The organism is Lewinella sp. LCG006 (assembly GCF_040784935.1).
In the GTDB taxonomy this organism is placed as follows: domain Bacteria; phylum Bacteroidota; class Bacteroidia; order Chitinophagales; family Saprospiraceae; genus Lewinella.
In genome coordinates this window covers 4425242-4450218 of record NZ_CP160680.1, presented here as the reverse complement: position 1 = coordinate 4450218, position 24977 = coordinate 4425242, and the positions used below count along the sequence as shown (strand labels likewise).

The following is a 24977-nucleotide window of genomic DNA, read 5'->3' as shown; positions in this document are numbered from 1 at the left end:
CAATGAGTTTAGAGCAAACGATCATGCAGGATCTCAAAACTGCCATGAAAGCCAAAGACCAAGCCGCGCTGCGGGGAGTACGAGCTATCAAAGCAGCCATTACCATGGCTAAGACCGATGGTACCGGCCAGGAAATTGATAGTGCTGCTGAAATCAAAATGTTACAAAAGTTGATCAAACAGCGCCAGGATTCCCTAAAGATTTTTGAAGACCAAAACCGGGAAGATTTGGCTATCAAAGAGCGCGAAGAAATTGAAGTCATCCAACGTTACCTCCCCGAGCAAATGAGCGACGAGGAGTTGGAGACGCGCATCAAAGCAATTATCCAGGAAACAGGTGCTACCAGCATGAAAGATATGGGGAAAGTGATGGGAGCCGCTAATAAAGCCTTTGCGGGCAAAGCCGATGGCAAGGCCATCTCTGCTAAAGTGAAGGCACTGCTAAGTGCATAAACGTTGCTTGGCACCTGCCTTTAAGCAATACGACCAAGGGTTTAAAGATAGACATGCGTTCTGTCTTTAAACCCTTTTTCTTTAAAGACTAGTTGCCCTGCGAAACTGGAAAGTCGCCTAGTTCTTAGTACCTTTGCGGCTGCAAATAATTTAGCTCTAAATAAGACCACAAAAAATGGATAAATCCTTCCTCAAGAAACTCGGACTGAAAACCAACAACCATGGTACCAGTACCGGTTTGGAAACCACTACATCCGGAAAATACATTACTTCTTACTCCCCTGTTGATGGTGAGATGATCGGTAAAGTAAGCAAAACCACCCGCGAAGAATACGATGCAATGATGGATAAAGCCCTCGTTGCTTTCAAAGAATGGCGGATGGTGCCAGCACCACAACGAGGTGAAGTTGTACGCCAGTACGGCGAAGCGTTGCGCAAATGCAAAGACCCACTAGGCCGCTTGGTCAGCTACGAAATGGGCAAAAGCCTGCAAGAAGGCTTTGGTGAAGTACAAGAGATGATCGACATCTGTGACTTTGCCGTTGGCTTGTCACGCCAACTTTACGGCCTTACGATCCAGAGTGAGCGCTCTCGTCACCGGATGATGGAGCAGTGGCATCCGCTTGGTGTTGTGGGGGTAATCTCTGCCTTCAACTTCCCCGTAGCCGTATGGTCATGGAATGCTATGCTAGCACTCGTTTGCGGAGACGTAATCGTTTGGAAAGCTTCAGAAAAAGCACCTTTGTGTAGTGTTGCCTGTCAGAATATCTTCCGGGATGTATTGAAAGCCAACAACGTCCCCGAAGGAGTGAGCAACATCATCAACGGTGATTACAAAGTAGGCGAGTTCATGACCAAAGATACCCGTGTGCCGCTGGTAAGTGCTACTGGTAGTACCCGCATGGGTAAGATTGTTGCCGCAACCGTAGCCCAGCGTTTGGGCAATAGCCTATTGGAATTGGGTGGCAACAATGCCATTATCGTCACCCCACACGCTGATCTTGAATTGGTACTAACCGGTGCGGTATTCGGTGCAGTAGGTACTTGTGGACAGCGTTGTACCTCTACCCGTCGCCTGATCGTGCACGAAGACATGTACGATGTCATTAAGAAAAATCTGGTAAAGGCCTACGGTCAGCTCCGTATCGGTGACCCACTGGATGAAAACAACCACGTAGGGCCCCTCATCGACAAAGATGCTGTAGCCATGTACCTCGACTCCATTGCGAAAGCTAAAGCGGAAGGCGCCAAATTCATCGTAGAAGGCGGTGTGTTGGAAGGAGCAGGTTACGAAAGCGGCTGCTACGTGAAACCTTGCATTGCGGAAGCAGAAAACCACTACGAGATTGTACAGCACGAAACCTTCGCCCCTATCCTGTACCTGATGAAGTACAAGACCATCGAAGAAGCTATCGAAATTCAAAACGCTGTTCCACAAGGCCTTAGTAGTGCCATCATGACCAACAACATGCGTGAAGCGGAGCGCTTCCTGTCTCCTGAAGGTTCTGATTGTGGCATTGCCAACGTCAATATCGGCACCAGTGGTGCGGAAATCGGCGGTGCCTTTGGTGGAGAGAAAGAAACTGGTGGTGGCCGTGAATCTGGCTCTGATGCCTGGAAGGTTTATATGCGTCGCCAGACCAATACGATCAACTACAGCACCAAGCTGCCATTGGCACAAGGAATCAAGTTTGATTTTTAGGAATTGAACTCAGTTTTGAGAAAGCCGGCTTTTACACTTGATGTGAGAGGCGGCTTTCTTGCTTTATTTAACCCCTTCTTTCAACCAAAAACGCCCTACCTTTGTCTACTTCCTAGATAAAATATACTACGCCTGCTATGAAGCGCACATCCATCCTTGTTTTCCTCCTCGCTTTCCTCGGAGGCTTTACAATCCTCCATGCGCAAGCGCCTAAGCGCCTGTCCTCTACCGAAATTCATGATGGGCTGCAAAAGCTCAACTTCCTGGGCTCTGCACTGTACTTCGCAGCCCATCCGGATGATGAAAACACCCGCATGATTGCTTACCTGAGCAATGTCCGCCACGCCAATACCGCCTACCTTTCACTGACGCGTGGCGATGGTGGACAAAACCTTGTAGGACCAGAAATCCGCGAATTGCTAGGAGTTATCCGTACTCAGGAATTGCTGGCCGCTCGTCGTACTGATGGAGGACAACAATTCTTCACCCGTGCCAATGATTTTGGCTTTTCTAAACACCCCGATGAGACCTTCAATATCTGGAACCGCGATCAAGTGATGGCCGATGCTGTCTGGGTGATCCGCAACTTCAAGCCTGATATCATTATCAATCGCTTTGATCACCGCTCACCAGGGAGTACCCACGGCCACCATACAGCCTCGGCCATGCTTTCCGTAGAATCTTTTGACTTGAGCAACGATACCAAAGCATTCCCCGAACAACTTACCAGCGTTGCTCCATGGCAGCCTCGCCGTATCTTTTTCAATACCTCCTGGTGGTTTTATGGTAGTGAAGAAGCTTTCGAAAAAGCAGACAAATCCAACCTGGTTTCAATGGACGTAGGTACCTACTTGCCGAAAAGAGGAATTTCTGTTCCGGAAATTGCCGCCATCAGCCGCAGTCAGCACAAAAGCCAGGGATTCGGCTCCAGTGGCACTCGTGGTAGCCTTACCGAATACCTCGAACTTGTAAAGGGAGATATGCCAGAGGATGTAACAGATCCCTTCGCCGGTATCAATACCACCTGGACGCGCGTAGAAGGTGGTGCCCCCATTGGAGAAGCCGTAAGCGCCGCCATCACCAATTTTGATTTCGATCAACCGGAAAAAAGCTTGCCAGCTTTACTCCGAATCCGTAACCTCATCAAATCACTACCTGCCGGCCACTGGCGCGATATCAAACTTGCGGAAGTGAGGCTCCTCATCGAAGGTTCCCTGGGACTTTTCCTGGAAGCCGTTGCCGTTGACCCCAGTGTAGCTCCCGGTCAGGACATAGCCATTCAAATTGAAGCGATCAATCGCTCAGGTGTAGAAGTCAAACTACGGGAAATTAGCTTCCCCGACCTGGATATAGAACAGGAAGTCAACCAAAACCTCGCTTCTAATGTGGGGATTTCTTTGGATCAGAAGTTAAGCATTCCTGCCGATTTCCCTATTTCCAATGCTTATTGGCTCAATCAAAAAGCCAACCTCGGCATGTATACAGTTAAAGACCAGCAGTTGCGCGGATTACCCCAAACTCCTCCCGCATTGGATGTCACTTTCACGCTTGACGTTTTTGACAAAACCAAGAACTCTTGGTCTAATCTTATCCTTATCAAACCCGTCGTTTACAAAAAAACAGACCCTGTAAAAGGCGAACTATATAGTCCTTTTGAAATTACGCCGCCTGTTTTTACAGGTGTTTCAGAGCAGGTTTATATTTTCTCTGATGCAAAGCCGCAAGAAATCACCGTGAAAGTCACCGCTGGTCGTGACAATGTCAATGGTATTGTTCGCCTTGCTCATCCTAATGGTTGGCGTTTAGAACCCGAATCTTTCCCCGTCGACCTCACCCATAAAGATGAAGAGAAGACTTTCAAATTCACCCTCTACCCTTCCGATAAGCAAGAAGAAAACTTCATTACTCCGATGGTGGAACTCGACGGCATAGTCTATCACAAAGACCGGGTAAAAATTGAATACGATCATATTCCTACTCAAACCCTCATCCTGGACGCTACGGCTAAGGTCGTTCGTTTAAATATCAAAAAAGAAGGGCAATATATTGGTTATCTGAAAGGTGCTGGTGATGATATCCCCCAGGCATTGGAGCAAATTGGCTACCAAGTCACCATGCTTGATGATCGAGACATGAACACCGATCGTTTGCAAAGTTTTGATGCTGTCATTATAGGTATTCGCGCTTATAACACCCTGGATCGTATGCCCGTTTACCAACCCATACTCATGGAATACGTTAAGGAAGGGGGCACACTGATTGTTCAGTACAATACCAATCGAGGCTTAAAAGTGCCAATGGAGGAACTGGCCCCTTACCCTTTGAAACTCAGTAGAGACCGGGTGACCGTAGAAGAGGCCGAAGTACGTATACTAGCCCCCAATCATCCAGTATTGAACGAACCTAATAAAATTACCAAAGCTGATTTTGAGGGGTGGGTTCAAGAACGTGGCCTCTATTTCCCTGACGAATGGGCCGAGGAATACACTCCTATCCTGTCCAGTAACGACCCTGACGAACCTGCTCGCGACGGCGGATTACTAGTGGCCGAGTACGGCAAAGGACATTATGTTTATACAGGCTATTCCTGGTTTCGCGAGCTGCCCGCTGGCGTACCTGGAGCTTACCGATTATTTGCCAATTTGATTTCTTGGGGTAATAAACCGCAGCCGTAGGGGGGTGCTCGCTAATGCACGCGGTAGTGCTCGTTTCACTCTCGCGAGTGAAACGAGCACTGACCGTGAGTTCCGAGAATCGGATTGAACACTATCACGAGCGCAGCGAGCATAGCCTATCGACCGAAAAGGTAATCACCCAAACGAGGCTTTAACCCCCTTTTGACGCTTGAGCTACCCTGGTGTTAAAAAAAACATAATCTTATTGTCGCTAGTAGGATAATTATATACCTTTACGCCATTGACAAACTAAATTACACCTTTATGAAATCAAGATTATTGATCTTGGCCCTGGCCGTTTTCTCTTTTTCTGCTTTTCGTGCAAACGCCCAAGTAGACGTTACTGTAAACCCTATTGGCCTCCTATTTGGTGACCTTAGTGTTGGTGCAGACTTCATCCTTTCTGATGAATTCTCTGTTGAAGGTACCATTGGTATCGGTGGAGGTAGTGATGATTTTTCCAACCTCAAATGGACAAATATTCCAATTGGTGTGGTGGGTAAATATTACTTCAACCCAGATGATGGTGCTGACAAATTCTACGCAGACGCTTTTCTACGGTTTATTTCCCGTAGCTACAAGGCAGATGGCGACACCAATTATTCTGAGTACAGCCAAACCCGTTTCGGGCTTGGAGTAGGTATTGGATACAAGTCTGTATCTCGCAGTGGTATCGTCTTCGATATCGGCTTCGGTGTTGGTCGTGCCCTTATCGACAACACTAAATTTGAGAGTGATGGAGATGAGTACAATGTTGATTGGCCAGATATCATGTTCCAGGGTAAACTTGGAATTGGTTACCGCTTCGGTGGATAATCAAATGACCACCTAAACTTGAAAGAGAAGAACTCTTTTAAAAATTACAATGCCCGCTTCGATGTCTCGAAGCGGGCATTTTGTTTAGCTGGACTTTTGCAGGCTTGCCTATCGTCCAGCTAAGTTGCTAATACTATTCTCGATTATTCCGCATAACTCTCAATCGGTGGACAAGTACACACCAAATTACGGTCACCGTAACCATTATCTACTCTAGCCACACTGGCCCAAAACTTGCGTCCATCATGCAAGTAAGGCAATGGCCAAGCCGCCTTCTGCCGACTGTATGGGAAAGGCCACTCGTCGGCGGTCATCCATTCCAGTACGTGGGGTGCATTGTGTAAAACATTATTGGTTGCATCTGCTTCTCCTGCAGCGATTTCATCGATTTCCTTTCGGATAGCGATCATCGCATCACAGAAACGATCCAGCTCGGCCATGCTCTCACTTTCCGTGGGCTCAATCATAATGGTTCCTGCCACCGGCCAACTCAGTGTTGGTGCATGGAAGCTGTAATCAATCAAACGTTTCGCAACATCAGCCGCAGAAATGAAGTCTTTAAATGCCCGCAAATCAATAATGAGTTCGTGTGCCGTATGGCCCTTCTCGCCCGTAAACAGCACCGAATAGTGCTCTTGCAAGCGAGCCTTGATGTAGTTGGCATTCAAGATAGCATAGCGGCTAGCGTCCGTCAATCCGTCAGGCCCCAGCATTTTGATGTAAGCATAACTGATCAATAGGATGCTCGCACTGCCCCAGGGAGCTGCTGAAACGGGCAGGATACCTTGCTCCCCTCCCGTCTCCACCATCGGGTGCTTAGGCAGGAAAGGTGCCAGCTTATCATTTACACAAATTGGCCCCATACCTGGTCCACCACCACCGTGAGGAATGGCAAAGGTCTTGTGCAAATTCAGGTGACAAACATCCGCCTTGATCAAGCCCGGGCTGGTGAGTCCTACCTGCGCATTCATGTTGGCACCATCCATGTAGACCAAGCCACCAAAATCATGAATGATCTGGCAAATCTCTTTGATACCCGTCTCAAAAACACCGTGGGTAGAAGGATAGGTCACCATTAAACACGATAAATCCGCAGCATTGGCTTCCGCTTTTTCGCGTAAATCAGGGATGTCAATATTGCCTTCTTCATCACACTTCACAACGACCACTTTCATACCCGCCATTACAGCACTGGCTGGATTGGTACCATGGGCAGAATCAGGAATGATCGCTACGTTACGATTCACATCACCACGTGACAAGTGGTAGGCACGGATAGTCAGCAAACCTGTATATTCTCCTTGTGCGCCAGAATTGGGTTGCAAAGAACAAGCCGTAAAACCGGTGATATCGCTCAACCAAGCCTCTAGCTCAGTAAACATTTGGTAGTAACCTGCGGCTTGATCCTTGGGCACAAATGGGTGCAGGTTGGCAAACTCAGGCCAGCTTACTGGCATCAATTCCGTCGCCGCGTTCAGCTTCATCGTACACGATCCCAAAGGAATCATCGAATGCGTCAGCGACAAATCCCGGTTTTCCAGGCGCTTGATGTAGCGCATCATCTCCGTCTCCGTCTGGTAAGTATTGAAGACGGGGTGGGTCAAATAATCTGTGCTCCGCTGGAGATTTTCCGGCACGGAGATAGCGGCGGGTTCTTCCGTCGCCAGAGCGATGGTATCCTGCTCAAAATCAACGGCAAGAATACCGGCAATTTGCTCTACATCTTCCCGCGTCGTCGTCTCGTCCAAACTGATTTGTACGCCCGTGTCCGTATAATGGAAGTTCAATTCTGCGCTCAGTGCTGCCCGGCGGATAGCATCGCGGCTTTCGTGATCAGCCTTGATCGTGACTGTATCAAAATAATGCTCAGACGCCAGCTCGTAACCCAGTTGCTTAGCGCTCTGGCCCAACAATTGCGCCAGGGTATTGACCCTTTCCGCAATGGCCCGCAAGCCTTTTGGTCCGTGCCAAGCTGCGTACATACCAGCCATGATGGCCAGCAGCGCCTGCGCCGTACAGATATTGGACGTTGCTTTCTCGCGGCGAATGTGTTGCTCACGGGTTTGCAGTGCCATGCGCAGGGCAGGTTTCCCTCTTTGGTCCACCGACACCCCAATGATACGCCCTGGTAAAGAACGCTTATATTCTTCGCGACAAGCAAAATAAGCGGCATGAGGACCACCATAGCCCATAGGTACCCCAAAACGCTGGGTATTGCCCACTACAGCATCTGCTCCCCATTCACCAGGGGGCATCAGTACCGTCAGTGCCAACAAATCAGCGGCTACAGTCACATAAATTTCTTTGGCATTTGCTTCCGCCGTCAAAGCGCGGTAATCTTCCACGGCGCCATTGGCTGCGGGGTATTGTAGCATCAGACCAAACACCTGCTCACTCAATTCAAAATCAGCAACGGGCTTCACCTGCACCTCAATGCCCAGAGGTTCCGCACGCGCCTGTAACACCGCAATGGTCTGTGGCAACACCTGATCGGAAACTAAAAACACATTGATGGGTTCCTTCTTATTACGCTTGTTTTTTTGCGCAAAGAACAAGGCCATAGCCTCTGCCGCTGAAGTTCCCTCGTCTAGTAACGAAGCATTGGCGATCTCCATTCCCGTCAGATCACTCACCATGGTCTGGAAATTCAGCAATGCCTCCAGTCGTCCTTGGGCAATCTCCGCCTGATAAGGGGTATACTGGGTATACCACCCCGGATTCTGGAAGATATTCCGAGCAATCACCGAGGGGGTAATGGTCGGGTAATAGCCCAGGCCGATGTACGTTTTATAAACCTTGTTTTTAGCGGCCAATTGCTGTAGGCTGCTCAGGTAGGCATGCTCTGTTTGAGCCGCAGGCACCTTGATAGCGTCTTGCCGACGAATATCCGCAGGTACCGTTTCATCAATTAATTGATCGAGGCTTTTTACGCCGATGGTCTTGATCATTTGCGACACCTCCGCTGGAGAGGGGCCAATATGACGGTTCGCAAACTGATCGAAAAATGCCGTTTTACTCATGGTAGTAATCCCGGTTGAGGTAGGTTAGGAACTTCTTTACAGAATTCTCACTTTAGAGAATATTTTGCCAAAAGAACAGTACTTGAACTGAATAGCAAAAAACAAGGCAACAAAGTCACGGAATCTCCTAAATAAAGAGGCTTTTTCTCCGTACTCGTCTTCCCGCTGCGAAGATAAAAAATCTTCGTGGTGGAATAACACCCCGACCAAAGGATAGTTTATTTTGACGGTAGAATGTTATTAGGGCGCATCCCTCCGCTGAGCTGCGGGGAGGGGAATGGTTGGTTTATCAGTGTAAGGGTGTATTACAAAGTTAATCCAGCGGCCCGTTTTATATTCCCTTATCATCCCTCGTATGGTTCAAAAAAACTAATAAGGATCCACATCAATGCTCACGCGGACATTACTGAATCCCTGCGTTTGTTTGATTTGCTCGGTGGCGGCGTGGATGTGTTTTTTGGCGAAGTTGATCTTCTGCGGGTTCATCTCCAGTTTGATGAGCACGTCGAGGAGGTAGTAATTGCGAACACGACCAACGTAAGGAACCGCCGGCCCCAGCACCCATTCCCCTAGCTGCTGTTTGAGCCAGTGGGCGTAGAGTTTCATGGCGTCATTGACAACCTGGGGCTTTTTGTGCTTCAGCGTGATCCGGATGAGGCGCATATAAGGTGGATAGGCAAACTCGTGCCGCTCCTTCAATTCCCGACCATAAAAGGCGGCATAATCGCCCTCCAGCACTTCCTTGATTACGGGGTGAGCCGTATTGAAAGCCTGGATGATCACCTTCCCCCGTCGGTGTTTACGCCCGGCACGGCCAGCAACCTGCAACATCAACTGAAAACCTCGCTCGGAAGCACGCAAATCAGGAAACTGTAGAAGCTGATCAGCACTCAGGACGCCGACCACCCCTACCCGCTCAAAATCCAGACCTTTGGTCACCATTTGGGTACCTACCAGGATATCGATTTTACCCTCCTCGAATTCACCGATGATCTTGGCGTGAGCATTCTTGCCCCGGACAGTATCCAGGTCCATCCTGCCAATTTTGGCATCGGGGAGGAAAATTTTCAGTTCGTCTTCTATCTTTTCGGTACCAAAGCCCTGCATCGTTAGACCCGTGCTGCCACAAGCGGGGCATTCAGTGGGTAGCTTGGTGCTGTAACCGCAGTAATGGCATTTGAGCATCTCCTGAAACTTGTGATAAGTGAGGCTCACATCACAGTTGACACACTCCGAGTGCCAGGCGCAGGTAGGACAGCGGTAAGTGGGAGAATACCCCCGCCGATTCTGAAAGAGGATGGCTTGTTCGCCTCGCTCCAGCGCTGCTTTAAGTTCGTCGATCAGGGTATCCGTAAAGTGGTTGTACATGCGCTGCTCCAACTGCGCTTTGCGCGCATCGGCAATGATGATTTCCGGCAATTCAATCCCGCCGAAGCGGTCGTTCATTAGTACCAGCCCGTACTTACCTTTTTGGGTATTATGATAAGTTTCGAGCGCTGGCGTAGCAGTACCCAACAACACTTTCGCACCAAATTGATGAGCCAGAATGATAGCCGTATCCCGACCATGGTAACGAGGATTGGGATCGCGTTGCTTATAGCTGGGGTCGTGTTCTTCATCGACGATGACGAGCGAGAGCTGCTGGTAGGGTAAAAACATGGCCGAACGCGGACCGACCACCGCTCCTTTTCCTGCCTGAACTTTTTGCCAAAGCTCAATCCTTTCGTTGTGATTGAGACGGGAATGGTAAACCATCACATCGTCGCCCAATACTTTTTGTACCCGCTCAATGATCTGAGTCGTCAAGGCAATTTCTGGCAACAGGTAGAGTACCTGGCCGCCTTGATTGATGACCTCCTGCATCAGTTCCAGATAAACCCTCGTCTTCCCGCTTCCAGTAACGCCGTGTAACAAAACGACGCCCTTGTCCGCAAAATGTGCTTTGATTTCTCCCAGTGCACGGGTTTGCTGAGGTGCAAGGGTAGCCGCATCCAGGGTATCTTCTTCGTAGCTCCCCAGGCGGCTGATCTCGCGTTCGTAGACTTCAAATATCTCCTTTTTGACCATCGCCTTGATGGTGCTATGATCCGTATCCGACTGACGGATTAATTCTGACTGGCGTACAAACTCTTGCTGCTTACTGGTCTGGACATAGGCTAGCAGAGCGGTCTCCTGCTTGGTCGAGCGCGCGACCAATTCAAAGGCCAGGTGCAAACTATTGGGATCGGAAGCAAAAGGCTCTTGAAAACGAACGCAAAGAATTTTCTTGGGGCGGTATTTCTCTTGCAGATCCTCCTTAAGGTAGACTATACGCTTGTCCAACAAGCGCCGAATAATGGGGTAAACCGTCTTTTGCCCCAAAATATCCTGCAAGTCTTCAATGCTGAGTTCTTCCTGGATAGAGAGAGCTTCGGCAACCAGGTATTCCTTGTCGCTGAGCAAAGCTGGATCTTGGTGAAACAAGGGCCCCAAGGTCACCCGGGTTTCGCTGGTGAGCTTAAAGTTCGCCGGTAAGGCGGCATTCATTACCTCCCCCAAAGAGCAAAGGTAATAGCCCGCCATCCAGCGCCAGAGTTTAAATTGCTGCTCGGTGACAATGGGCTGCTCGTCGATGACGCTAATGATGGGCTTTGGTCGTTGCTGGTTGGGCACTTCGTGGTGTACTCGCATGACCAATCCCGTGTACAACTTACTCTTTCCAAACTGTACTTCCACCCTGATTCCTACCTGTATCTCTGGCACCAATTCTTCGGGCACCGCATAAGTATATGGCCTGGCAATTGCCAATGGTAAAATAACATCGACATAGTAGCTCGTCGCAGAATGAACAGGATGTAAGTTTTGCTGGGACAAAGCGGAGGATTTAATGCTCAGTAATCTTAACCGTAAAGCTAGCGTTTTTACCAATAATTAGGTTCAAGTATTGAACAAAAGTTATTTTTTGTTTCACAATCATACCACCTTATCGTATGATCGTATTGGTACGATTGGGTAAACTTTTTCCTAAGTCGGAAGTGGGAGGTGGGAAGTCGGAAGTATTTGAAGGCCCCTAGTGGCCAGCTCTCCTCTATCTCTTCGCGTATCACGATATTTCCGACTTCCCACTTCCGATCTCCGACTTTGACTCGAAAGGGTACAATCACCCCGCCAGCAGCCGCAGTGCCTCTCCTATCATTTCCTGTTCCTCTGCTGGCAGCAGCAGGTGCTGACCTTCCCTGATCAGCTCATTCTGGTACAGGGGAAGCTCTGCCACAATTCGGGCATCAAGTGCTCCAAGGGACCAGACCAGCGACTGCATAGCACGCTCACCCCGAGGCATATTGGGCGTAAAAGTGATGGGTAATACTGGTTTGCCCACCAATTCACCCGAACTAGCAATCCACTCCAGCGCATTTTTGAGTAGGGCCGGAAGGTTGTGAATATATTCGGGCGTGGTGATGATCACCGCAGTAGCCGACTGCAGTGCAGCTCTCCATTCCACTACCGGCTGAGGCCAGGGAGCATGATCAAGATCGGGCAAAAAAAGAGGAAGTTCCGCCAAGCCTGCAAAATGGGAAAAATGATAGTCGGGAAAAGCCATTGCGATAGCTTCTAACAATTTTTGGTTGGAAGAACCTGGACGAGCTGAACCGGAGAGCGTCAGAATATGCATGGTATTGGGTAATTTGAATGACCTAACAAAGATACCGACCTTGCTTATTCTTTTATAGCTTATTCCACCTTACGATAACTCAAAACCGCCAAAGTATTGAACAACACGGCTAAGACTACAGTGACCCTAAAGTGATAAATAACATCCCAAAAATTACTGCCTTTGAGCAATACCGACCGCATGACGCTCACAAAATGGGCGATAGGATTGGGAATGGTAAGGTACTGTGCCCACTTGGGCATGCTCTCAATAGGAGTAAACAAACCACTCATAAGGATAAAAATAATGACGAAAAAGAAAGTCGTAAAAAGGGCTTGCTGTTGCGTATCCGAAAGGTTGGAAATGAACAAGCCCAAGCCCAAAACTGCGGAAAGGTTGACGACACAATAGGCGAAGATGATCCACAAACTTCCCTGCATTGGAATGTCAAAAAGGAGCTTCGCAGCAGTCAACCCAACGGTCATCAGCACCAGGCCAATGCCCAAAAACGGGATGAGCTTGCCCAGAATGAACTGCCACTTTTTGATGGGGGTAACGTTGATTTGCTCGATGGTGCCGATTTCGCGTTCTCGTACGACGTTCATCGCCGTGAGGAGCATGACCAGGATGGTGACCAGCTCGCCCAGAATGCCAGGTGCCATAAAGTATTTGAAATTCAGATCAGGATTGTACCAGTTGGAGGAAGGGGTATTGATTAAAGCAGGAGACAGGCCTCCTTTACTAACCATTTTAAGGTCGGATCGGAGTTCTTGGTTGAAGGATTGAATAATGATGTTGAGATACGCGGCTCCTACACTGGCTTGTTGACCATTGATAGCATTGACAAGTAGCTGAATGTTACCTTTTTTATCCCGATAAAAGTGTTCCTCAAATTGAGATGGAATGGTGAGTACAATGTCTACTTCACCCGTCTGTAGCATTTCGTCGCCTTGAGCAACGGAAGCAGGGAAGTCTACCAGGATGAACCGGTCGGCCGCTTCGATTTTTTGAATGAGCAAACGCGCACTGGCCGTGTGATCTTCGTTGACGATGGCCAGCCGTACATCTTTGACCTCATTGCTGGCGGCGTACGAGAGAATGATCAACTGCACAATAGGCACTACCGTCATCATGGGGAGCATGGCCTTATTGCGGAAGATTTGGATGAATTCCTTCTGGATTATATATAGGAGTCGTTGCATGGGGAATTATTTATAGACGACCTGGAAATTACGCCAGGCACCGGTGAGGAGTACGATCAGCATGATGAAGAGGATGAGGGTAGGGAAAGCAACGGCGTCCCAACCTGCTGCTTTGAGCATAATGGCTTGTTCGATTTGGATAAAATACTTTGCCGGGATAATCCGGGAAATGTATTGCAGCAAATGAGGCATACTGGCAATAGGGAAGAGGAACCCACTGAGCAACATCGTAGGCATCAGCAAGGTAAACATGGAAGTCATCATGGCAACTTGCTGCGTAGGGGCTTTGGTAGAAATAAGTACGCCCAAGGCTAATGCTACCAGCAGATAGAGCAGTACCAAAGCCAGCAAGAGCACCAAGCTTCCGCGAACTGGCACATCGAACAAATAGTAACCAAGAAAAAGAATGATGATGGCGTCGATGAAGGAAAGTACCGCGTAGGGGGTGACTTTGCCGAGAATAATGATAATCGGCGGTAGTGGAGAAACCAGCAGCAGATCCATCGTGCCGGTCTCCTTCTCTTTGGCAATGGTCAGGGAGGTCATCATGGCACAAATGAGCATGAGGATGAGGGCCACAGTACCGGGAACAAAATTGTAGGCACCTTCTAGTTGTGGGTTGTAAAACATGCGGGTTTCAGTACTCACCAGGTAAGGGCGTGCACCGCTACTACCATTTTTATTTTGCTGGAAAGTAGCGATCATCTGCTGTGCGTAGCTAGTGAGCGTCGTGGCGTAGTTGGGTTCAGTAGCATCGGCGATGAGTTGGACATCGGCCTTGCGTTGCCCAAAGAAATCATCTTCAAAACCAGCAGGAATAACAATGCCCATTTTGACCTCGTTTGCTCGGAAGGCCTGTTCCAGCTCAGCAGTCGTATTCACCGTAGTGACCAACTTGAGGTTGCCCGATGCTGTAAGGTGCTCGATGAGCTGGTAGCTCAGCTCATCGTTGGCCTCGTTGAGAATTGCGACCGAAGCATCTTTGAATTCGTTGGTGACGGTATACCCAAAGATCAATACCAAAGCCACCGGCATACCAAACAGGATAGCCAGCGTTCTGGGATCCCGCAGGATGTGGTAAAGTTCTTTGCGCACAAAGGCTATGAATATTTTTATCATCAGTATTATTTTTTGAGACACGAAGCATCGCGTCTTTACTGAACTATTAGCTGCGCACCAAGCGCAAAAAGACGTCATCCATCGTATCTGTCTGGAATTGTTGCTTTAATTCCGCAGGGCTGCCGAGAGCTTCGATTCTTCCGTCGACCATGATGCTGATACGATTGCAGTATTCTGCTTCGTCCATATAATGGGTGGTCACAAAAATGGTCACCCCGCGATCTGCTGCCGCATAGATCATCTCCCAGAACTGCCGCCGGGTAGTAGGGTCGACACCGCCCGTAGGCTCGTCGAGGAAGATGATCTTGGGATCATGCACCCCTGCGATCGCAAAAGCCAGGCGTTGTTTCCACCCCAGGGGCAGGTCACCCACCAGTCGCTTGGCGTATGCTTCTAAGCCCAGCTCTTCCGTGATTTCAATCGTTTTGAGGGCTATCTGTCGCCGGTTGAGTCCGTAGATGCCTCCGTAAAAGCGGATGTTCTCAGCAATCGTCAGGTCTTCATAGAGGCTGAATTTTTGGCTCATGTAGCCGATGTTTTCCTTGATCTTTTCCGTCTCCTGGTAGACATCAAAACCAGCAATGGAGGCCTCGCCGTCAGAGGGGCGACTCAGTCCGATGAGCATTTTGATGGCCGTGGTTTTTCCCGCGCCATTGGCCCCTAGGAAACCAAAGATTTCGCCACGTGCTACCGAAAAAGAGATCGCATCTACGGCGGTGAAATCTCCAAATCGCTTGGTTAAATTTTTTGCTTCTATTGCGTAGGACATTGGTTGTGTTTTGTGCTCGTCCCGATGCTCGGGACTCGCGGTTGTGCGCGCTTCGCTTGTGGAGATGCTCGCTTACGCTCGCGGTAGTGTTCGTTCCGATCCTCGGAACTCACGGTGGTACTCTCCCGAGTATCGGGATGAACACCTCCGCAAGCGAAGCGCGCTCTACCCCGCCGCCAGTTCCAGAAATACATCTTCAATGGTGGCCTTGATGCGTTTTACTTCGATCTGTTCGTGTTGCTTTTCTTTGAGCATATTGTAGATAGCTTTTTCGGGGAAATAACCGCTGGTGGTCAGGTGCAGGTATTCACCGAAAGGGGCAACTCTTTTTGTAAATGGGGCTGCCCTGAGGTCTTTCAGCAACTGATAAAAGGACTTTGCCTTGACGGCATAAAGCGGCTGCTCGTAACTTTCCCGAATATTGTCGGGGGTATCTACCTGGAGGATCTGGCCTTCCTGGATCAGTGCAATCTCTTCACAGCGGGAGGCTTCGTCCATGTAGGGCGTACTCACGATGATGGTGATACCGTGTTCTTTAAGGCGTTGGAGCATATCCCAAAATTCTGCTCTACTCACGGCGTCGACCCCCGTGGTGGGTTCATCCAAAAAAAGGACTTCGGGTTCGTGGATCAGGGCACAACACAGGGCCAGTTTTTGCTTCATCCCGCCGGAGAGTTTACCTGCTCTTCGCTTACGGAAAGGCTCAATCTGTACGTAAATATCTTTGATGAGATGGTAGTTTTCCTCAATCGTTGTTCCGAAAATCGTCGCGAAGAAATGCAAGTTTTCTTCCACTGTAAGATCCTGATAAAGGGAAAATTTACCGGGCATATACCCAATAATTCGCCGTATCTGCTGGTAGTCGGCAACCGTATCCAGGCCAGCAACGGTGGCTTTTCCATGGTCTGGTAGGAGCAAGCTGGTAAGGATTTTAAACAAGGTTGATTTTCCCGCACCATCGGGGCCGATGAGCCCAAAAAGGGTGCCTGCCGCAATATTAAGGTTGATATCCTGTAGGGCTATCTGCTCCCCAAAGCTTTTGCTGATTTGCTCAATTTTTACCGCTCCCATAACTTATTGATTTGTGGCTTGGGTACTGCTGGAGGTGAAGTTGACTTCTGCCGGCATGCCGATTTTTAACTTACCCTCGGAGTTGGGAACCAGTACTTCAAAAGCGTAAACCAGATTGACCCTATCCTCTTTGGTCTGAATAGTTTTGGGGGTGAATTCGGCCTGGTCGGCGATCCAACTGATGGTGCCGCTGAGTTGGCGGTAAGCCTCATGGCCTTCATCAATAAGTACTTCTACCTTCTGGCCCAGGCTTACGTTTTGTAGCTGATGGCTGCTGGTGTAAGCACGCAGGCGCATGGTGTCTAGTTGTCCCAAACGAAACAAGGGGCTGCCGATACCCACCATCTCACCAGGCTCGGCCATTTTGGTAAGCACCGTTCCTGAAGCCGGACTGTAGAGGTAGGCGCGACGGATTTGTTCATCCAGCAGGGCGATCTGTGCCAGCATGGGCTGCTTCTCGGCGAGGATCGCACCATTGGCGGTGTTGGTATTGCTGCGTACGGCCTGGATGCGCTGCTGGATGACGGTGAGCTCCCCGTTTAGGTCGTCGAGCTGCTTGGGCGTGGCGGCTTTTTTCTCTACCAGTCGTGCTACCCGGTCGCGCTCACGCTCGAGGTTATCTTGCTGACGATCCAGTACTTCGATCTCGGCCAGGCTGTTTTGCAATTTCGCGGGTAAGGTACCGATTTGGGCACGTACTTGTTCTCGCTGTAAATGAAGGAGTGTCGTATCGACAAGGCCAATAAATTGCCCCTCTTTGATTTGTTGTCCTTCTTCCACCAGGAAAGAAGTAAGCTGGCCGTTGGCTTCGGCGCTGATGAGTATGGTCGTAGCCTCAAAATTTCCGTACGCATCAGAACGAGGAGCTTCCGGTTGGCAGGCCGCGAGGGTGAGGGCGAGGAGGAGGAAAGATATTTTATTCATGCTATTTTAGTTAAGTGTAAGCGTAAGGGTGTAAGCGTTGGGTGAGTGTAAAGGTGTAAAAGTTAGTAACCCTTACACTTTTCCACCCTTCCAACCTCAAAACCCTCCCCTACTATTCCAGAAATTCAACTGCGTTTGTAGTAACTGAACTTCATGGACAGCCTTATTTTGGCGGGCACGCAATTCAGCATTTAGCTGGTTGACATAATCGGCGGATGTGATAACACCCTCGTCCAACTGTACCGCCATCTGTTCCAAAATCTCCGCTTGGAGGTTGGCAATTGTTTCATCGCGGATAATCTGCGCATGGATGCGATCCATTTCTGCATGGTATTGAGCTTCTCCCTGATCCAGGTTGAATTCAAAGGTTGCAAGGGCATTTTGGAGCTGGACAGCTTGGAGCTGAAAAGTTTCTTTCTGCAAACGGGTTTTGTCCCAGTCGATGAGCTTCCAGCTAAAGCCGGCTCCTACGATACCATAAGGAGCGACGTTGCCGTCGAGCAAGTTCAGCGGATTGGGATAACCAACACCTGCTTGGGCAAAAACCTGAAGCTTGGGTTTGCGCTCACTTTCGGTCAGTTGTACCTGGGCTAGAATGGCTTCTTGCTTCAACTGAAAAAGCTGCTGCTCGGGGCGTTGGATGGCAGGAGGTAATTGGGCGGCACCCAGTTCGGGATAAATCAATGTTACATCAGGGCTGAGTTGGAGGTCTAGTAATTGTTCCAAACTTTGAATAGCACCAGCGATCTGGAAATTTAGGTTATCCTGCTGCGCCAATAGTTCTTGTTCTTTAACCAAAAGCTGGGTTAATTCAGTGGGTAATAGCACGCCGTATTCTACGCCTGCTCGTACCTGCTCTTGGTGTGCCTCGAGGTCTTTCTTGGATAAATCGAATAATACTTCCTGCTGCCGGAGCCCACTGATGACCAAAAACAATTGATTGATGCGTTCGCGCAACTGGAAGCGGTCAACTTCTTGCTGTTGAAGTTCTGCCTTGGTTTGAGCTGCAACCAAATTTTGACGAGCTTCCTTAAATCCACCATCCAGTAAAACATAAGAGGCATCCAGGTAAGTCTGCGCACTGACCAGTGGACGACTGATGTTCAAGGGCGTCATAGGATTGTCGCTCTCCAGGTTGATGGTTTCCGACTGTAAGCGTCCATCCGCTTTCAGGGAAATTACGGGCTTGCTTTCCGCATTAATCTGTGCCCACTGGTTCTTTTCGATCTGTTGGAGCAAGACGCCGTTTCGTAACAATGGATAGCGTTCTTCCAGTAGGTGATAGGCATCGGTTAGGGATAGACTGCTCGTTTCATTGCTCTGCCCCCCCAGCCAACTGGCACTGAAGGAGAGCAAAAGGCAGCAATAAATCTTTATACGCATAGGTTTAATTATTTAATTTAACTTTTTGGTTAATACTAGGCCAAAAAAAATCAACCTGGCTTTAAGGCAGCTCGCAAAAAGCTTAAAATAATGTCTTTACGTTCTTCCATAAGCAAAGAAAAGTCTTGATCAGAAACATTAAATACGGTTGTTAAAAATGGCTTGGCCAGGAAAGGAAAAACCGTCATTCCCATAATGTTGAGCATTAAATGAATAGGAGGAACAGTACGGATATTACCTGCTTCCATTTCCTGGTGCATTAGTACAATAAACCCTTGTAAAGCAGGAAAATATTGGCTTCTTTTTTTGAGCTCTTCAATGAACCGCTCCTGTTTTTGACTCACTTCAGACATGATGAAAAACGGAATATCAGGTTGTTCCTGGAGCAAATTCACATAAGAACCTACCATGGCTTCGAGTCTTTCCCAAAAAGTACCATCAATCGTTAATGCCTGCGCAAACCGGGGGATTATCGTGTCCAAGATACGTACTGTAATTTCGTGGTACAGTTTTTCCTTAGACCGAAAATAGTAATGAAGCAAAGCCTTGTTGCTTTCTGCTTCGTCAGCGATATCTTGCATGCGCGTAGCTGCATAACCTCTTTGTACAAAGTGTTTACGCGCTACTTCCAGGATCAATGTTTCTTTGTCTATTGCCATATTTAACCACAAAGTTAAACTATATAGTTGAAAAACGCAAGTGCTAATTATTTATACTTTCTGAGCTACGGAGCAGGTCAGAAGACCAACGGGATGTCTCCACGTAGTCTGGGAACTGCAAGGCACCTACCCCTACCCCTTAAACTGCACCTCCACCTCCGGCACCCCTTGTTGGTAGTGTTGATAATAGACCGCTGCAATTTTGTTGGGATCGAAGGCGGTATTTTCTTTGATAGTGCCAAAAATGGTGATGGTTCCCACCTGGATAGGACTCTCTTTCAACTCTTCGGCCAGCATGAACGCCAGACTGCGAATGCCTGCCTTAGCGATGCTAATGGTTGGGGCTTGCATCCAGCGATGGAGAGCTGCACCTCCTCCAGTGAAGAGGAAAGTCCCTTCGTCATTTTCCTGCATAAAGGGAAGGATGGTTTGTACACTCAGCAGTGCACCAGCTACGTCCATACGATAGGCATCTACCATTTCTTCCACATCCAGCTCCAAGGGGCTATTGAATTGCTTCTTTACCGCATTGTAGATCACCACTTCTACCGTGTCTTTTTGCGCAATGGCGCGTAAAGTTTGCCGTAAGGCCGAAAAATCCGTGATATCGACGGCGTGGGTACTGGTAGTAATGCCTTGCTCACTTAGCGTTTGGGCAAAAGCCTTGAGGTTATCTTCGCTCCTGGCTAATAAAGCGATAGCGAAACCCTTTTGGCCAAATTTCTGGGCGAGGGCGAACCCAAGGCCCGGGCCAGCACCAATGATAATAGCAGTCGACATAAATTATAGTTTTAGTCTCATCAGCAGGTCATTTTGAAAATCGCTACCGAGATAAAATTCGTGCTGACCAAAAGTAGAGAATCCGTGGCGCTCATAAAACCGGATCGCTGCTTTATTTTGATCCCAGACGCCGAGCCAGAGCCAAGACTTATGGGTTTGCCGGGCTTTATGGAGGGCAAAAGCCAAAAGTTGTTGTCCAATATTTTGTCCTTGATGGGTAGCTTTGACGTAGATTCGTTCTATTTCCAGCGCGTTTTCCAGATCGCCTTCGGTTTGTGCAGCACCTTCATTGAGCTTTAGGTAGGCAATGGCCTCGCCGTCCTTCCAGCCAAAAAAATAGGTTGCTCCTTCTTGCTGAAAACTGGCTCGTACCTGCTCCATAGCAAAAGTATTGGAGACGTATTGGTGCATATTCTCCGGCGTGTTTACGGGTCCAAATGCTCCCACGAAGGTTTCCTCCGCTAAATCACGTAGTAGTGGAAGCTCTGTTTCCAGAACAGATTTTATTGTAAGGTGGGGATTCATGGATATAGTTTGGCTACTTTTAGTGTTTTCCCTCTAAAATGTGATACACATCACAGTAGAAATCAGAGAAGTCTATTAATTTTATCTTTCTTGGTAATAGACTTGTTTTCGATCAAATTCAAGATAAAAAAACTGTGGAAAAATACTGGGATTTATTCATTCAGGGCTATACGGGCTATGGCAATTATCTCTGGCACGAAATCACGCACCCTGGTTGGGGCAATTACTTTTATTGGCTGATTGCCGTCTCTGTATTCTTTTTACTGCTAGAGGTTGTCATTCCCTGGCGGAAAAAGCAAGCGATTTTGCGCAAAGATTTCTGGCTGGATGCTTTTTACATGTTTTTTAATTTCTTCTTTTTTTCACTGATTATTTACAGCGCTGCCTCCAATGTCGTTGTCAACCTCTTCAATGATGGTATCAAGAGCATAACGGGAGGATTTGATCTTCAAGCACAAAATCCACTGAATGATTTTCCGCTATGGGCCATTCTTCTGATTGGCTTTGTGGTCCGTGATTTTGTGCAGTGGTGGATTCACCGCTTGTTACACCGTTCTGATCGGCTGTGGGAGTTTCATAAAGTACACCATTCGGTAGAAGAGATGGGCTTTGCCGCCCATTTACGGTACCACTGGATGGAGAACGTTGTTTACCGAACCCTAGAGTATATTCCGCTAGCATTGTTGGGGATTGGCTTATATGATTTCTTTATCATCCACATTTTCACCCTCGCCTGGGGGCATTACAACCACTCCAATATCAGCGTGAGTGGTTATCTTACGGGAGGAATATTAGGGGCCCTTTTGGGTATTGTCATCTCGCAAGGTTTACTGGATGTCAGTATGGTTCAAAATCCTACACTAATTACGAGTTTGGGCATTGTACTGGGTTCAGCTTTAGCTGGAAGTCTGCTATTGGGTAACTTGATGAAATACCTCTTCAATAGTCCGGAGATGCACATTTGGCACCACGCTTATGAGTTGCCTAAGGAGCGGCATTTTGGCGTCAATTTTGGGATTACTTTAGCGATTTGGGATTATATTTTCAAAACAGCTTATATTCCGCACAACGGACAGGATATCAGATTGGGTTTTCCTGGCGTAGAGTCTTTTCCTCATGGTTTTGCTACCCAATCAATTCATGGCTTTGGGAAAACGGAACAAGAACCGCCCAACAAGTAAGCAACTTAATGTCAACTAAAGATCACCAAAAAAAGGGTTTACACGAATGGTATGACGAAGACCCCACCGAAGCAGAACGCCAGCTGTGGGGAAGAGTAGGCATGCCGAACTCCCGGCGCGGATTTCTCCATAAAAGTGCCCTGGCAGCAATGAGTTTAGCATTGGGGAGTAAAATGGTCTTTGCCAAAAACTTCCCCATGGGGATGATTCCTGCCGGCTTGGCCCATTCCGACGAACCTTTCCAACTACCAGGCAAGCATCCTGGACTAGTCGTATTAAATGACCGGCCCGTCAACGCCGAAACGCCTCCCCATCTGTTGGATGACAGGGTGACGCCTAATGAGCTCTTTTTTGTTCGCAACAACGGCATTCCCCCTGCAGACATCAAGCTGGAAAACTGGACATTGACCATCGAGGGAGAATCTGCCAATCAGCAGAAGACCTATACGCTGGCCGAACTAAAAAGCAAGTTTAAGCACTATACCTACCAGCTTACGCTCGAATGTGGTGGCAATGGCCGCAAAGAATTCAATCCTCCCGCCAAAGGCAACCAGTGGTCGACCGGCGCAGTAGGTTGTGCCAACTGGACGGGGGTTCGACTTAAAGACGTTTTGCAGGATGTAGGCATTCGCAACAACGCGGTTTATATCGGCTATTACGGCCAAGACACCCACTTGTCTGGCGATCCTAATAAGGTCGTAATTTCCCGTGGAGTACCCATCGCGAAAGCCCTGGAAGAGGAAAGTCTGATCGCCTGGGCCATGAACGGCAAGGATATTCCACTACTCAATGGCTATCCACTACGCCTGGTATTCGGAGGTTATCCGGCCTCATGTTCGGGAAAATGGCTTTCTAAAATCGTCATCCGCAATCAGGTTCACGATGGTGAAAAAATGACCGGGCAATCCTACCGGATGCCATGCCAACCCGTGCCTCCTGGCAGCAAGGTAGAAGACAAAGACATGTGCATTATCGAAGAAATGCCCGTCAAGTCCTTACTTACTTTCCCGAAGACGGGAGCTACCATCCGCCTCGGACAGCAACTGCCGATTCGTGGCCATGCCTGGACGGCAACGGAGCGGATTACAAGGGTAGATTTTTCCATTGATTTTGGTGCCAACTGGCAGGCCTGTGTCATTGAGCCACCAGCGAATCGCTACGCCTGGCAGCATTTCAATGCTAAGGTTAACTTCCCCCAAGCCGGTTATTACGAGGTATGGGTACGTGCTACGGATGCTACAGGCACTACGCAACCCATGTTGGTACCCGGCTGGAACCCACGTGGTTACCTCAATAATGCCTGCCACCGGATTGCCATTAAAGTTGTGAGCGGATGAAAAAACAACCCGTAGATTTTCGGCCACTTTTACTCTTGTTCCATCTCGCTTTAGCGGCTTGTATAGTCTTCTTTGTTTACCTACTCGCTGGGGATCAATTGGCATCCTTATTTACTCCGGCACCTCAAATCACTGAGCAGCAGAAGGCAGCCCAGCCCAATCAGAGCGCATCACTGGAAGATGAGATTGTCAATGGTATTCATGTCCCCACAGGCTTGATCTACGACGAAGGTTTTGAACTGGTCAGGGCTACCTGTACCGCTTGCCATTCGGCCAAGTTAGTCACCCAAAACAAAGCTACCCAAGAAGGCTGGACCCAGATGATTCGCTGGATGCAGTCTACCCAAGGTCTTTGGGATTTAGGAGCCAACGAAGCGCCAATCATCAGCTATTTGGCAAAAAATTATGCGCCCGAAGAAATTGGCCGCCGTGCTAACCTCGAAGTGGCGGCGATAGAATGGTATATATTGGAATTGGATTAAGATACAACAATGGCAAATCTAAATAATACCGACCTACTCGCACTTGAACGCACCAAAATGGCCAACGAGCGCACCTTCCTGGCTTACTTCAGAACCTTCATGGTGTTTCTGAGCAGTGGCTTTGCGGTGATGAAGCTGGAAATCCTTCAGGAAATTCACAGCCTCGGGATAGGACTGGTCATTCTCTCTCCTTTGGTCTTAATGATTGGTGTTTACCGACTTTACCGGGTACGGACCTTTTTGAAAAAGATCGAAACAAGAGAAGGCGAGTAATATACTTTTGAACCATATAAGTAGTAAAAGGACATTTAATAGATATGCGTTAAACAATTTCACCCTCCATCATCTTATTAAGGCATGAGGTTTTTCTTACTAATCCTACTTTTTAATTCTTGCCTGATCATGAGTAACGCCCAAGCTGATGTACCTTTCTTTTGCGACCCGGAAACTGGTCTGTGTACGATTCCTGAAGTAGATAGCGACAATCTTGCCGTTGAGCAAAAAGAAGGGGTAGAAATTATTTACGTGGGCGACCCGATGTGTTCCTGGTGCTGGGGTATTTCTCCAGCCCTGCATCAACTAGAGCAGCGCGCAGCGCAAGAAGGCATTCCTTTCAGGATAGTGGTCGGTGGCCTACGGCCTGGTGGGGGCGATCCCTGGAACGAGCAGTTTAAAAACTTCCTCAAGCACCATTGGGAGGAAGTCACCCAGCGCAGCGGCCAGCCTTTTGGCTATTCGCTTTTCGAGCGGGAATCCTTCAATTATGATACCGAGCCCAGTTGCCGGGCAGTAGTAGCCGCCCGTAAGATGAACCCTGCAATAGAACATCGTTTCTTTGAGTTGGTGCAACACCACTTTTATGTACAAAACCAAGACCCCGCTACCAATGCTTTTTATGCACCCATTTGTAGTCGCCTTGGATTAGATTTAAAAGTGTTCTTAGATCTTTTTCATAGCGAGGAAATCATCGCTGCCACGAAGGCAGAATTCCAGCTGAATCGCCAATGGGGCGTGCGTGGGTATCCTACCGTTCTGTTGCGCAAAGACCAGCAACTCTTCCTTTTAGCCAACGGCTATGCTGAATTCGATCAATTATGGAGAGGTGTTGAGGCGCAGGTATTGCGTTAAAGCCGTGTCATATTCTATATTATCAAGCATTCAATGCCTATGATGACAAATACAAGTCGAGGGTAGCCCTACACTCACTCCACATACCTGTATGCCAGCTAGTTACAAGTAAAACACCAGG

Annotated in this window: 21 protein-coding genes; 9 read left to right on the top strand and 12 right to left on the bottom strand. The window is 48.5% G+C overall.

Features of this window, described 5'->3' with window-relative positions; translation table 11 throughout:
• Window positions 1–2 precede the first annotated feature (2 nt).
• The 4 genes from AB0L18_RS16070 to AB0L18_RS16055 all read left to right on the top strand — a co-directional run bounded on the left by AB0L18_RS16070 (window position 3) and on the right by AB0L18_RS16055 (window position 5645).
• Window positions 3–452, top strand: coding sequence for a GatB/YqeY domain-containing protein (locus AB0L18_RS16070; RefSeq protein ID WP_367388324.1), 450 nt, complete (start codon window positions 3–5; stop codon window positions 450–452).
• A gap of 175 nt (window positions 453–627) precedes the next feature.
• Window positions 628–2154 (top strand): aldehyde dehydrogenase family protein, encoded by a 1527-nt coding sequence (locus AB0L18_RS16065; RefSeq protein WP_367388323.1) that lies wholly within the window; start codon window positions 628–630, stop codon window positions 2152–2154.
• A 137-nt stretch (window positions 2155–2291) separates the two neighbouring features.
• On the top strand, window positions 2292–4829 hold the full coding sequence (locus tag AB0L18_RS16060; protein ID WP_367388322.1) for a PIG-L family deacetylase: 2538 nt from the start codon (window positions 2292–2294) through the stop codon (window positions 4827–4829).
• A 264-nt stretch (window positions 4830–5093) separates the two neighbouring features.
• Window positions 5094–5645: a DUF3575 domain-containing protein gene (locus AB0L18_RS16055; protein WP_367388321.1), complete on the top strand. Its 552-nt coding sequence runs from the start codon at window positions 5094–5096 to the stop codon at window positions 5643–5645.
• A 143-nt stretch (window positions 5646–5788) separates the two neighbouring features.
• Here the strand turns inward: AB0L18_RS16055 and gcvP are convergent, their stop codons facing one another.
• The 12 genes from gcvP to AB0L18_RS15995 form a co-directional block, all read right to left on the bottom strand.
• A complete protein-coding gene (gcvP, locus tag AB0L18_RS16050) occupies window positions 5789–8665 on the bottom strand; it encodes an aminomethyl-transferring glycine dehydrogenase (protein WP_367388320.1) in 2877 nt (958 codons plus the stop codon).
• 369 nt (window positions 8666–9034) lie between these two features.
• Window positions 9035–11518 carry a primosomal protein N' gene (gene priA, locus AB0L18_RS16045; RefSeq protein WP_367388319.1) on the bottom strand — a complete coding sequence of 828 codons (2484 nt, stop codon included), beginning with the start codon at window positions 11516–11518 and terminating at the stop codon, window positions 9035–9037.
• A gap of 286 nt (window positions 11519–11804) precedes the next feature.
• Window positions 11805–12317 (bottom strand): NADPH-dependent FMN reductase, encoded by a 513-nt coding sequence (locus tag AB0L18_RS16040; RefSeq protein WP_367388318.1) that lies wholly within the window; start codon window positions 12315–12317, stop codon window positions 11805–11807.
• A gap of 59 nt (window positions 12318–12376) precedes the next feature.
• Entirely contained in the window at window positions 12377–13498 is a 1122-nt protein-coding gene (locus tag AB0L18_RS16035; RefSeq protein ID WP_367388317.1) for an ABC transporter permease, read from the bottom strand.
• A 6-nt stretch (window positions 13499–13504) separates the two neighbouring features.
• Complete coding sequence (locus AB0L18_RS16030) at window positions 13505–14617, bottom strand: ABC transporter permease (protein WP_367388316.1); 1113 nt, start codon at window positions 14615–14617, stop codon at window positions 13505–13507.
• Window positions 14618–14663: 46 nt separating this feature from the next.
• Window positions 14664–15386, bottom strand: a complete 723-nt coding sequence (locus tag AB0L18_RS16025) for an ABC transporter ATP-binding protein (RefSeq protein ID WP_367388315.1) — start codon at window positions 15384–15386, stop codon at window positions 14664–14666.
• 165 nt (window positions 15387–15551) lie between these two features.
• Window positions 15552–16457, bottom strand: coding sequence for an ABC transporter ATP-binding protein (locus AB0L18_RS16020; RefSeq protein ID WP_367388314.1), 906 nt, complete (start codon window positions 16455–16457; stop codon window positions 15552–15554).
• Window positions 16458–16460: 3 nt separating this feature from the next.
• Window positions 16461–17381: an HlyD family secretion protein gene (locus AB0L18_RS16015; RefSeq protein WP_367388313.1), complete on the bottom strand. Its 921-nt coding sequence runs from the start codon at window positions 17379–17381 to the stop codon at window positions 16461–16463.
• Window positions 17382–17477: 96 nt separating this feature from the next.
• Window positions 17478–18764 (bottom strand): TolC family protein, encoded by a 1287-nt coding sequence (locus AB0L18_RS16010; RefSeq protein ID WP_367388312.1) that lies wholly within the window; start codon window positions 18762–18764, stop codon window positions 17478–17480.
• A 50-nt stretch (window positions 18765–18814) separates the two neighbouring features.
• Window positions 18815–19435 (bottom strand): TetR/AcrR family transcriptional regulator, encoded by a 621-nt coding sequence (locus AB0L18_RS16005; RefSeq protein ID WP_367388311.1) that lies wholly within the window; start codon window positions 19433–19435, stop codon window positions 18815–18817.
• 120 nt (window positions 19436–19555) lie between these two features.
• Window positions 19556–20203 carry an SDR family NAD(P)-dependent oxidoreductase gene (locus tag AB0L18_RS16000; RefSeq protein ID WP_367388310.1) on the bottom strand — a complete coding sequence of 216 codons (648 nt, stop codon included), beginning with the start codon at window positions 20201–20203 and terminating at the stop codon, window positions 19556–19558.
• Window positions 20204–20206: 3 nt separating this feature from the next.
• Window positions 20207–20728, bottom strand: coding sequence for a GNAT family N-acetyltransferase (locus AB0L18_RS15995; RefSeq protein WP_367388309.1), 522 nt, complete (start codon window positions 20726–20728; stop codon window positions 20207–20209).
• A 134-nt stretch (window positions 20729–20862) separates the two neighbouring features.
• Between AB0L18_RS15995 and AB0L18_RS15990 the strand changes: the two genes are divergently transcribed.
• The 5 genes from AB0L18_RS15990 to AB0L18_RS15970 all read left to right on the top strand — a co-directional run bounded on the left by AB0L18_RS15990 (window position 20863) and on the right by AB0L18_RS15970 (window position 24856).
• A complete protein-coding gene (locus tag AB0L18_RS15990; RefSeq protein ID WP_367388308.1) occupies window positions 20863–21909 on the top strand; it encodes a sterol desaturase family protein in 1047 nt (348 codons plus the stop codon).
• An 8-nt stretch (window positions 21910–21917) separates the two neighbouring features.
• Window positions 21918–23246, top strand: a complete 1329-nt coding sequence (locus AB0L18_RS15985; RefSeq protein ID WP_367388307.1) for a sulfite oxidase — start codon at window positions 21918–21920, stop codon at window positions 23244–23246.
• Entirely contained in the window at window positions 23243–23728 is a 486-nt protein-coding gene (locus AB0L18_RS15980) for a hypothetical protein (RefSeq protein WP_367388306.1), read from the top strand. Before AB0L18_RS15985 ends, AB0L18_RS15980 begins: the two co-directional genes overlap by 4 nt.
• 9 nt (window positions 23729–23737) lie before the next feature.
• Window positions 23738–24001 carry a DUF202 domain-containing protein gene (locus AB0L18_RS15975; RefSeq protein WP_367388305.1) on the top strand — a complete coding sequence of 88 codons (264 nt, stop codon included), beginning with the start codon at window positions 23738–23740 and terminating at the stop codon, window positions 23999–24001.
• A gap of 129 nt (window positions 24002–24130) precedes the next feature.
• Window positions 24131–24856 (top strand): DsbA family protein, encoded by a 726-nt coding sequence (locus AB0L18_RS15970; protein ID WP_367388304.1) that lies wholly within the window; start codon window positions 24131–24133, stop codon window positions 24854–24856.
• Window positions 24857–24977 lie beyond the last annotated feature (121 nt).